General features: G+C 65.5%; 13 protein-coding genes and 1 pseudogene. 1 reads left to right on the forward strand and 13 read right to left on the reverse strand.

Annotation, left to right across the window (positions count from 1 at the left end):
• Positions 1–4: 4 nt before the first annotated feature.
• The 9 genes and pseudogenes from JHC57_RS22485 to JHC57_RS02570 all read right to left on the reverse strand — a co-directional run bounded on the left by JHC57_RS22485 (position 5) and on the right by JHC57_RS02570 (position 6,964).
• Positions 5–2,068, reverse strand: coding sequence for a DUF3363 domain-containing protein (locus tag JHC57_RS22485; RefSeq protein WP_366928523.1), 2,064 nt, complete (start codon positions 2,066–2,068; stop codon positions 5–7).
• 313 nt (positions 2,069–2,381) lie between these two features.
• Positions 2,382–3,290: a lytic transglycosylase domain-containing protein gene (locus JHC57_RS02535; protein WP_294028401.1), complete on the reverse strand. Its 909-nt coding sequence runs from the start codon at positions 3,288–3,290 to the stop codon at positions 2,382–2,384.
• A gap of 19 nt (positions 3,291–3,309) precedes the next feature.
• The gene (locus JHC57_RS02540) at positions 3,310–3,645 is read right to left on the reverse strand and encodes a DUF736 domain-containing protein (protein WP_112948939.1); all 336 of its coding nucleotides are present in this window, start codon (positions 3,643–3,645) and stop codon (positions 3,310–3,312) included.
• A 35-nt stretch (positions 3,646–3,680) separates the two neighbouring features.
• Positions 3,681–4,238, reverse strand: a complete 558-nt coding sequence (locus JHC57_RS02545; protein ID WP_294028381.1) for a S26 family signal peptidase — start codon at positions 4,236–4,238, stop codon at positions 3,681–3,683.
• Positions 4,235–4,753 (reverse strand): DUF2840 domain-containing protein, encoded by a 519-nt coding sequence (locus JHC57_RS02550; protein WP_294028383.1) that lies wholly within the window; start codon positions 4,751–4,753, stop codon positions 4,235–4,237. Before JHC57_RS02550 ends, JHC57_RS02545 begins: the two co-directional genes overlap by 4 nt.
• Positions 4,750–5,004, reverse strand: a complete 255-nt coding sequence (locus JHC57_RS02555; RefSeq protein ID WP_294028384.1) for a hypothetical protein — start codon at positions 5,002–5,004, stop codon at positions 4,750–4,752. The genes JHC57_RS02550 and JHC57_RS02555 overlap by 4 nt, the downstream gene beginning before the upstream one ends.
• Positions 5,001–5,654 (reverse strand): ParA family partition ATPase, encoded by a 654-nt coding sequence (parA, locus tag JHC57_RS02560; RefSeq protein WP_294028386.1) that lies wholly within the window; start codon positions 5,652–5,654, stop codon positions 5,001–5,003. The genes JHC57_RS02555 and parA overlap by 4 nt, the downstream gene beginning before the upstream one ends.
• Before the next feature lie 203 nt (positions 5,655–5,857).
• Positions 5,858–6,691: pseudogene (locus JHC57_RS02565) on the reverse strand (replication initiator protein A); the annotation flags it as partial.
• Positions 6,692–6,964, reverse strand: a complete 273-nt coding sequence (locus tag JHC57_RS02570) for a helix-turn-helix domain-containing protein (protein ID WP_240578701.1) — start codon at positions 6,962–6,964, stop codon at positions 6,692–6,694. It lies immediately after the preceding pseudogene.
• Between the two features lie 475 nt (positions 6,965–7,439).
• Here JHC57_RS02570 and JHC57_RS02575 point away from each other — a divergent pair, with 475 nt between their 5' ends.
• A complete protein-coding gene (locus JHC57_RS02575) occupies positions 7,440–7,727 on the forward strand; it encodes a DUF2285 domain-containing protein (RefSeq protein ID WP_294028390.1) in 288 nt (95 codons plus the stop codon).
• 39 nt (positions 7,728–7,766) lie between these two features.
• Here JHC57_RS02575 and JHC57_RS02580 read toward each other — a convergent pair whose 3' ends face one another.
• From JHC57_RS02580 to JHC57_RS02595, 4 genes are all read right to left on the reverse strand, one after another.
• Positions 7,767–8,288: a DUF2285 domain-containing protein gene (locus JHC57_RS02580; protein WP_294028392.1), complete on the reverse strand. Its 522-nt coding sequence runs from the start codon at positions 8,286–8,288 to the stop codon at positions 7,767–7,769.
• 46 nt (positions 8,289–8,334) lie between these two features.
• Complete coding sequence (locus JHC57_RS02585; RefSeq protein WP_294028394.1) at positions 8,335–8,550, reverse strand: DUF6499 domain-containing protein; 216 nt, start codon at positions 8,548–8,550, stop codon at positions 8,335–8,337.
• A 307-nt stretch (positions 8,551–8,857) separates the two neighbouring features.
• Positions 8,858–9,703, reverse strand: a complete 846-nt coding sequence (locus JHC57_RS02590) for a DUF932 domain-containing protein (protein ID WP_294028406.1) — start codon at positions 9,701–9,703, stop codon at positions 8,858–8,860.
• 372 nt (positions 9,704–10,075) lie between these two features.
• Positions 10,076–10,296, reverse strand: a 221-nt coding sequence (locus tag JHC57_RS02595; RefSeq protein ID WP_294028395.1) for a DUF736 domain-containing protein, incomplete at its 5' end; no start/stop codon positions are given.

The raw sequence follows: 10,296 nt of genomic DNA on the forward strand, positions 1-10,296 counted from the left end.
AGGACTAAATCCCCAATCCGCGCTGCCGTCCCAACTGCCACGACACCGACCCGCCCTGCACAACGCCCATCACTTCGCGGCCGAGCTGGCGGTCGATGACCGGCCGCCATGGGACAAGGGTGAACTCGTGGCTCTTCTCGACCAGGGCGAACTTGCCGCTGGATAGCTGCACGGTTCCGGTGAACTTGCCGCTGACGCTCTCCCCGTCCGCTACCACCCGGAACGGCAGCGCCTTGCTCTCCGCCATTTCCGCGCCGACGCGGGCGACTTCGCGCTCGCGCAGCGTGGCGAGAAGGCTGCGCCGGTAGAAGATGCGACCGTCCCGCGCTCGGGTGGCGTCACCCTGTTCGATATGATGCTCGCGGCGCAGGTCCATGGCGTCGCGCACCTGCTGGCCGAACCCGGCCGGAGCGAGATCCGATGCGTCAGGCGTCACCAGCCGCCGGTCGAGCCAGGTCGCGCCGTCAGACCCGATCTGGCTTTCCAGATTGAAGGTCGAAAGGACGCGGATGCTGGCCTGCCGGTTGCGGCCGGCGTCATAGGCGGCGGCGCGGCTCTCGAAATCCTCCGGGATGCGCCATTGGTCAGTGTCGATGCGCTCGACGATCCCGGCGCGGCGGAGCGCCTCCAGTCGGCGAACATGGGCATCGACGAAGCCCTCATAATCGCCGCCCGGAACGCGGCCCTCGAACTTCGCCTGTTCGAGATGGCGGCTCGGCCGGTAGATGCCGTCCTCGGCGATGACGGCAATAGTCCGGTCGGATGGCCGTTGTGTCGTATCGGCCGGGCCGATCTCGATGACGCTGCCGATCCGGGCGTCCTCGACGCGGGCCGGGTCGATGCCCGGAACATGATGCGTCCGGCCGTCGATGCCGTCCACCACGACGGTCAGGTTCTCGCCCATCTCGTCGGTGAGATATTTGTCCACGACGCGGCCGACGATGGGCGTCTCGGGCGCGGCATCATGAAGCTGGAACGTCATCGGATCGCGCTCCAGCCCATCGGCCTTCAGCGCCTTGTGCATATTGCGGATGATGTCGCCGCGCTTGCCCAGCTCGCGCAAGGTCGGCTCCATGCGCTCGCTCAACTCCCAGACGCCCGGCGCGTGTTCGGTGGCGAGGCCCATCTGCTCCAGCTTGCCCAGGCGGCGCAGTCGCAGCGTCCGGTCGAACTGGCGACGCGGATCGTCGGGTTCATGGCGCAGATCGATGAAGCGTTCATCTGCTTCCTCGGTCATGGCCCGGTCGATGCGGGTTAAGCGGTCCTGATCGACTTCGGCCGAGAGCTTGCGGGTCTGCTCGATCTCGTTGACGGGACCAAGCTCCAGCGTGGTCAACTCGCTCGCCCGCTCGCGGATGCCGTTGGCGAGATAGTCGCCGTTGATGACCAGATTCTCGCCCAGGTCATCCTTGCCCCGGACTATGACATGAACATGAGGATGGCCGGTGTTGTAGTGATTGACCGCGACCCAATCGAGTTTCGTTCCAAGGTCGGCCTCGATCTGGCGCATAAGGTCGCGGGTGTGCGCTGTCAGGTCGGTCAGGTCCGCGCCGTCTTCCGGCGAGACGATGAACCGGAACTGATGCCGATCGTCTTTGCCGCGATCAAGAAAGGCGTCGCCATCGGCGCGGTCGTCTGTCGCGGAATAGAGCTGGCCGCGCTCGCCGTCGCGCGATGTCCCATCGCGCTGGATATAACGCAGATGGGCGGCGGCCTTGCCGTTCTTTCCGGCCTGCTGAATGTAGCGGGTTTTCACGACGACACGGCGCATTCCCGGCGCGCTGTGCTTCCAGCCGCCGGACAAGGTGCGGGCACGCACGAAGGCCGCGCCGCGTCCACGCTTGAGGCCCGGCCCGCTACTCCCCCGCGATGCTTTGCCGCCCTTGGTGGAGGCTGACGATCTGGAGCGTGGCGAGGATGATGCGGATGACCGCGACGGGCTGTTGCTGTGCTGGCGGGCAAGTTTCTTCGCCTGCGTCAGAAAGCTCTTGGCCTTGCCGAGCTTGGGCGCATCAGATCGGATGCGGCCGGGCTTCGGCCGGAAGCGGTTCTCGTCGTCGGCGCTCATGGACGCGCCTCCGGCCAAAATCCAAGGAAATCGGGCGTTCGGCGGCCATGGTGCCGGTCAAAACCCAGCAAAGCCAAGGCTTTGCGCAAATTGGCGGCTCGTGCCGTCCAAAAACAGGGTGCTGCTCGCGGCTCCCCTAACCAGTGTGCAGATAACAACAATTTCGAGAACATGGGCGCCGTGGTGCCATGTTCCTTTATCTTGCCCTCCGCCTTTACTGCCCTTTCCGCCCTTCCTGCCGATAATCCAGCCAGGCGAAACCCTGCATGACTGGACACCGGAACGGATCGCGCCGAGCGCGGGAACACGCCTCTCATGGCGCGCTCCCGTCATCGGCGCGAGCCACGAACATGCTGCCGGTCGGCGGCTCCGTATCGGCGGCATCGCGCACCGGAACGGTCGCGCGGCTGTCGCCGGATTGCGCTTCGGATGATGGTGCGGCGGCAGTTCGCATGTCGGTCGAGCGCGTGACGAACAGCGGAGCGGCGCGCCAGTCGGGCGGCGGTGGTGGTGCTGGCGCCGGTGTTTCACTCCCGGCAGAGCCGCCCAAGACCGGCGCAAGCGCGGCGACATAGGCGCGCGTCTCGGCGGGCAAGGCGCGGCCTGTCGTGCGATGTTCGTCGTAGCGGCCGGGACCGGCATTGTAGGCCGCGAGCATCGCCGCGACATTGCCGTAGCGGTCCCACATTTCGCGCAGATAGGCCGCGCCCGCCATGATGTTGTCGCGTGGATTGTAGGGGTCGCGACCGAGGTCGTGGCGAACGCGCAGGCCCGCCCAGGTGTCTGGCATGACTTGCATCAATCCCATCGCTCCGGCCGACGAAATCGCGCGCACGTCGCCCGCGCTCTCGGCGCGCAGCACCGCGCGAATCCAGTGCTCGGGAACGCCGAAACGCTGCGAGGCTTCGGTGACGAAGCCGGCATAGGGATCGGCGGGATTCGCGCGCGCCACAGGTGCGGCCTGCGCCGATACGGCGCCCGGACAGGCTGCGACCGCGAGCACGCCAGCCAGCAGGAGACCGGCATATCGCACGATCTCCCTGTCTCCGTTCGACCTCCAGCCTGCCAGCGTGCTCGCTGCGGTCAAGGGCAAGGCGCCAGCGCCGGCCAGAGGCCGCCCTTGACCTTCGCTGCGCGCGCCGGCCGTCCGGTGGCCGAGCGGGACGACGGGATGAGACGGCTTTTCCACGAACAACGGGATGAGGGTTTTGAGCGCAGGGATGACGCGGGATCGCATGGCCTTAGTCCCGCTCGTCGCGCGGTTTGGGGCGGTTCCAGTGCAGCGACCACGATGCACCTGCATCGTCGTCGCGGAACAGATTGGCGCGGATCGGCTGCGGCAAGGCGGGATCGTCGAGCAGCACGGAAAGATATTCGCCGGCCTTCTCGCCGGTGCGTTTCCAGGCCGCCCCGATCTCCGGGCCGTCGTCGGCGCCGTGATGGACACGGAAGTCCGGAGCATTCTCGGCGTCGGAGTGCTCGGCGGGAATGATGGTGAGTTCGCGGTAAAGGGTGAGCGTGTGGACGCGGCCGGTGAAGCCGGTTTGCTCGCGGGTGAATTGACCGATCTGCGGCATGGAAAGTCTCCTTCGGTTGGGGTGGATGTCCGGGGTCAGTGCGCCGGCCAGTGCGTATGGGCACGCCATTCGTAGCGGCCGTCGCCTTCCTCATCGGTCCAGAGCGGCAGCGCGCGGCCGATGACGGAATCTGCGGGGATGGGTCCGAAATACCTGCCGTCGAGGCTGTCGCGGACCTCCCAATTCATGAGGAAGATTTCGCCGTCGCCGATGAGGCGGCAGCCCTGCCAGACCGGCAGATCGCGGCCGATCCGGTCGCGGTCCAGCGCTTCGCCCATCTCCACGCCATCGACGGTGATCGTGGATCGCGAGCGGCAAACCCATTGCCCAGGAAGGCCAAGGACGCGCTTCAGGAGCGGCACGCCGCGACCGACATAACCGCGCTCGACCATGAAGGCGGCGAGCGGTTCGGGCGGCATGATGGCGACCAGCTCGGGCACCTCGATCCGCTCGGCCGGCTCGACGGTGTAAAAGCCGATGGGCGCGCTGGCGGTCGCGTTCCAGATCAGTTTCGTGGGCGTCGGTATGAACGCCGCGATGGCGACGCCCATCGCCGCGAAATACGTCACCATGACGTAGCCGAACCGCGTCATGGCGCGATCCTCCGGCGATGGAGCCAGGCGGCGTGTCGTTCCGGTGTGTAATCGCGCGGCTCCAGACCGACGATCAGACGGTTGTGGACATGCCGCCAGTGGTCCGGGGCAGCGTCGGCGGGATCGAGGCCGAGCGCTTCCACCGCGTCGATGGCGGCAAGCGCACGCTGCACCTTCGCCCAGCTATCGAGGCGCAGCAGGATGTCGCCGCCGGGGCGGACGAAGGGCAGCGTCTGGAACGGCTCGCCGCGGCCGATGGCGCGCACGATGTCGATGCGGGAAATCACCGTGCCATGCTCGCCCGCCGCCCAGCGGACGAAGGCGAAGATGCTCTCCGGCGCGAAGCCGACGACGCTGCGGCGGCGGTCGAGTATCTGTTCGTAGCTCTTGCGGCCGAAGCGTATCCAGCGCTCGACCTTGCGCTTGTCGAAGGTCAGTTCGACCAATGTGGTGAAGGGCGCGGGACCGTCCGGCAACGGACGGCCGTGCAAGCGGCGGGCCGCGTTGCCGGTCATGTCGGATCTCCTTCGGAGGGTGGAAATTCGCGGGCGAGCAGGTCGCGCAGCATGTCGGTGACGGTGATGCCGCGCCGGAAAGCAGCGACCTTGATGCGGCCGCGCAGCTCGGGCGTGATGTCGATGGTCAGGCGGGCGGTGAACGCCTCGCAAGCAACCTTGCTGGCGGACGGCGTGTCGGCGGCCTTGATCCAGCTATCGGGATTGCCCGGCCGGGACGCGAAGCCGGGCTTGCGGGTGCGTCCGGTCATGGTGCGATCCTCCCGATGCGCAGCCAGTCGATCTCGGCGGCAAGCGCGGTGATCTCGCGCGTGGCCCGGCTGTCGGCGTCGATCTCGGATGCCAGCCGGCCGGACTGCGCGGCATCGGCGAAGACGACGCGCTGGCCGATGGTTTGGCCAAGCACCGGCGGATCGTGGTCGGCCAGCGTCTCGGCCGTCTCACGGGCGATGACGGTGCGCGCGCCGCAACGGTTGAGCACGAAACGGGCGGCAAGCTCTGGCCGGTAGATGCGCGCTTCGCTCAGAAGCGCCAGCATCTCGGCCGAGGCCCAGCCGTCGAAGGGCGATGGCTGCACCGGGATCAGCACAAGATCGGCGGCCAGCAGCGCCGAGCGCATCAGAGCGGCGACACGCGGCGGCCCGTCGATGACGACGTGATCGGCGTCGCGGGCCAGCTCCGGGGCCTCCCGGTGCAAGGTGTCACGCGCCAGGCCGATGGTGCTGAACAGCCTCGGCAGCCCCTCATGGCTGCGCGTCTGCGACCAGTCGAGCGCGGAGCCTTGCGGATCGGCGTCGATCAGGATGACGCGCTGGCCGCGCTGCGCCCAGGCTCCGGCGAGATGCAGCGCCAGCGTGGTCTTGCCGACGCCGCCTTTCTGGTTGAGGAGCGCGACGATCATGGCGCACCTCGCCGGCCAAAAGCAGCACTGGCACCGGCACCACGGATCGCGTGCGCGCGCGTCAAAGAAGAAGAGTTAGATTCTTTGTTAGATTCTTCTATAGAGTCCGGCGAGCGATTTGCGCCTAATGTCCCGATACTGCGTGCGCCTAATGTCCCGATAGGTTTCACATGGTTATCCACAGGCACTGTGGATAGATTTTCGGGTAGAAAACGCAGCAGTTCGCGCCCTTCTTCCCATTCGCTCTGGAGCAGGTAGCCGGGCAGAGATTGACGTGCCGCGATCCGGCGCAGGTCGAGCGCAAAGTCGGACGGCCGCGCCGCGCTGCCGGATTTCTGGTGGAGGTGGGAGACCTCGAACGCCCAGCCCTCGGTCTGGCGTCCGGCGTGCTTGCGAGCGACCCGATACAGCCAGCGCTCGATCCCGCCCGTCAGCCGGAAATAGGCCGGGTCGATGGTGAGCACCAGCGAGCGGTCGATGACGCTGTTGTAGAACCATTCGGGCAAGACGAACTCCATGCCCTCGATGCGGCCGGCGCGCGTCGTCATTTCCTCCCACTCGTTGATCCATGAGAATTGCCGCCGCCGCCAATGCTTGCCGTTGCGGATGGTGGTGGCGATGACGGTGGATTGCAGGCGCGCGAGCGCGGCCTTGAGCAACAGATACTCGCGGTTTCCGGTGGCTCGCCCGATCGAGCGCAAGAGCTGATAGGGCATGAAGCGGAAGAACCGCGACGTGGGGATGCCGTTGTTCTCGGCCGCGACGATCTGCGAGGCGGCCCAGATCAGCACATCGGCATCCCAGATCGTCGCCATGCCATGTTCGGGCATGGCGAAGACCTGCACCTCGACATCGGCGGCCCGGTAAAGGATCGGCGTGGTGCGCGGGCGCTTCGCCAGCGAGAAGAACGGCCGCTCCATCAGGTCGCGCTGGTCGCGTGGCGCGGCGTCGCCGGTTGCGACCACGAAGGGGTCCAGGCGGTTGCGCTCGCTATCCTCGGTCGGTTGCGCGGGTCTGGGATCGTCGTCGCGCAGCATTTACAGCTCGTCCCGCTCTTGCGGCGTCAGCGGACGCGCGGGAAAGACCGTGCCGGCGTTTTCGTCGCGGGTGGATTTGCGGGTGCCGATGGCGCTCCACGCTTCCAGATCGCGGACGGCGTAGAGGACGCGGCCGCCGATCTTGCGGTATGTCGGGCCGGTGCCATAGGTGCGATGCTTCTCAAGGGTGCGGATGGACAAGCCGAGGAAGCGCGCGGCTTCCTTTGTGCGCAGCAGGCGCGGCGGCAGGTCCGCATTGGGGCGGATGGCCATGGAATCTCTCTCCGGGTCGTCAGACAGGCGGCTGTCGAAGCGACAGCGGGCTGTGGCGGACGATGGCGAGGGATCGGCGGCCTGTAGCGTGCCGCAGTTGCGCCTATGCGCTGGCGGCACCCCCTGACGGGTGATAGTCAGCCGGAAAAGGCGAGAGATTTCAGCGATTCATGTTCCGGCGCGTCGAAATGCCAAAGACATCCATGCGCGGTTCGGTTAATAGTGAAGGTGGAGCAGACGCGCTGCTCCGGGGGCGTAGTAACCCCTGACTAGCGGTTGGTGCCGGCCGTGACGGCACCATACTCCTTGACCCTATGGTCGGGGAGCCTGTGGCGTATACAACAGGCTTTCCGAGCTAAAGGCCATGGGGCCGTCTAGTCACGGTTACTAACTCCCCGATCACCAGGAGTCAGAGAGTTTTGTTTGCGGGGGCGCACCGCAAGCCATCGCTCTCCTAGGATGAAGGGGAATGACGATGCGGGTTCCGGTAGAACTTGACCCCGAAGTGGATGACGTAGCGCCGACAGGCGATGAGATCACCGCCTATGACGAACGGCATTTCGTGACCTATCTCCGTCTCCTCGACGCCAAGGCCGAGGATGCAGATTGGAAGGAAGTCGCTCAAATCGTGCTGCACCGCGATCCGGTCGCCGAGGAGCTTCGGACCTATCGGTGCTGGCAGAGCCATCTCGAACGGGCGCAATGGCTATCCCGCGAGGGTTACAAGCGGCTTCTGGAGCAGGCTGCGGCCAACAAGGCGTGATGCCGTAACATTGGCGACAAGCGATGACATCCACCGGACTCAGGGTTTGCCGGGTTTGACCGGATAGTGCAGCAGCATGCGATAGCCGCCGCGCATCATCTTGATGCCATGCGCCACGAGCCTGCGAGCCTTGTTCTTGCTCGGATCACCCTCGAAATCCTCCTTGTTGCCGTGGAAGTCGAGCAGGATTTCCGCAATGGCGCGATAGCTCTCGCCGCATAGTCGCGCATCCAGCGCGCGTAGGGACAGGACGTGCCATTGCCGGAGTTGGTCGGGAAGGATGCCGATAGGCGGTCCCGGCGGTCGCTGGGTGAGAGATCGCCAGAGACGCCGTGCGGCATGGATGCGAAGCTCCAACAAGAAATCCATCGGCAGGGTCACGGCGTAGAAGGCGGCGGTGTCCGGCATCGCTTCGGGTAGCCAGAACTGGTGCGCTATGTCACCTGCCTGCCAGACACCATGCCAGCCATCGGCCGCGCGGCGCAGATCGAGACCGTCAAGACGGGCGAACGTGATCGACAGGTCTGCCGCAATGTCCTCGTGGCCGACCAGCGATAGCATGACCGCCTGCGGCTGAATGCGCGGAGACCAGAACAGAGTCAGATTATCAGGCGATGTGTCGGGGTCGCTTGGGAAATCGCAACCCCCATCGCAGCGCGAACCGTTCCAATTGCGGCCCGCCGGCTTGTCCGGTCAGGGCAATAGCGTTGAAGTCGTTGCGATACTCGTCATTGCGACGAAGATATTCCCAGGCGAAGCCGGCGGCGGGCAGATGCTTGGTGTGCCCGTAAGCCGCCGGAGTACGCCAGTCGATGCTAAGCATGGCGTTACCTCCGAATATCGGGCTGTGCTGGAGAGGCCCGGTTCGGAAGCGTGCGGGATTTGAGGGAGCGGATGTAGCTGCTCCAACGATATAAGTGGTGACGCTAAGTCGATCAATTATTTGGTTATTTTTGTCTTAAATGCGCTTATCTGGATTCGCGAGCCGGGCCTAGCCCGGCGAGCGCCGGCCGTGTCCCGGCATGGCCGCGCCGCCGATCCGCAAAGCCGGATCGGCGAAAAATTGGGCAATCTGCAAGGCTGAAAGCGGAAAACCGTAGAGCCGGCTTTCCGGCTCTACGGATTGGCGGTCATCGGGTCTTGAGGCGCTGCATCCCTTCGGCCAGCGTCCAGAGCGCGCGATTGAGGGTCACATTCTGGTCGATGCCGTTGATGGGACGGGTCTGGCTGCGGCGGATGCGGCCTTCGGCATTGCGCTTGCGGCCATGGAGTCCGCCCCGGATGATATTTTCCTGAATGGTGTTGTAGGTCATCCAGAGGCTTTGCCCGACATCCTCGCGGCGGCGCGGTTCGATGATCTGTTCCGGGCGGATCGGGCTTTCCTCTTCGCCATAGCGGGCGACAAGGCTGGCCTCGCCCAGAACGCGGCGCTCATCTTCGCCAAGCTGGATTTCCTTCATGGTTTCGCTGGCGTCGATCAACCGGGGGAAGTCCTCCGCGACCGTATAAACACCTTCGATAATGTCATGCTGGATATTGCCCTTGTGGGGAACGCGAACGTCCTCGAACCGCTCGCCCGCCACAAGGCTGTTGGTGCAGACGAAACGCAGCATCCCGGCGAACATTTGATAGCTGCTCGTTCCGTCATGCGAATTGACGATGATGACTTCCGCCGCCTCCGGCTTGCCGATGCCGTCATCCCGGCGCAGGCGCAGCATATGCTTGGCGTGGCCGTGGCGGCTGCCGTCGCGCGGAACCGACTGCACGGCGAAAAACGGGAACCATCCTTCCCGGCGCAGCCCCTCCACAATGTCGATGGTGGGGACATAGACGTAACGCTCCGACCGGCTGTCATGGGCCTCTCCGGCGAAGATGGACGGGACGTGACGATAGAGCGCTTCATTGTCGAGCGCTTCGCGCCCGCTGATCTGATGGCTGTTGCGACCGAACCGGGTGGCAAGGTGATGATAGGTCATGGTCTTTTTCCTCATTGGACTGGGTTGGAGCGCAGCGCTGCGCTGCAACCCTGGCCGTCGCCGAGACCGGGGGGTGCAAGGGGCAAGGGAGCCGGGGCGGAGGGGGATCACCCGGCCTGCACGGAACGAGGAACGAAGTGGAGGAAGGCTGGGGATACCGTCCCGGCTCCCTTGCGCCGCGCCAGGGGGCAGCGCCCCCAAGGAACCGGCCCGGCCAGAGCGAAGCGGAGGCCGGGGAGAAGATCTGATCGGGATACGCAAAGCCGGAAAACCGGAAAGCCGTGTATCCTGATCTCCTTGTTTCCTGAAAGGCGGCGGACATGAGTAAAAAGAAGCCCCGCTCGGTTGAGCGGGGCAGTCTCGGGGCCGGTCTTAGTCGCCGTTGCGGCGGGACCAGATGAGGTTGTGGCTGCTGCCGTCCTCGGCTTCGACCAGGCTGGCGTAGATCGGTGCAGGGAAGCTCGGATCGTCCAGCTTAACAGAGAGGTATTCACGCTGCGTCTCGCGGGCGGTCTTCTTCCAGGCCGCGCCGAACTCGGTGGCGCCGGCGAAGATGCGGAAGTCGGGGCCGCGCTCGCTGTCGCCCTCGGTGG

The organism is Sphingopyxis sp. (assembly GCF_016463645.1).
GTDB lineage: Bacteria > Pseudomonadota > Alphaproteobacteria > Sphingomonadales > Sphingomonadaceae > Sphingopyxis.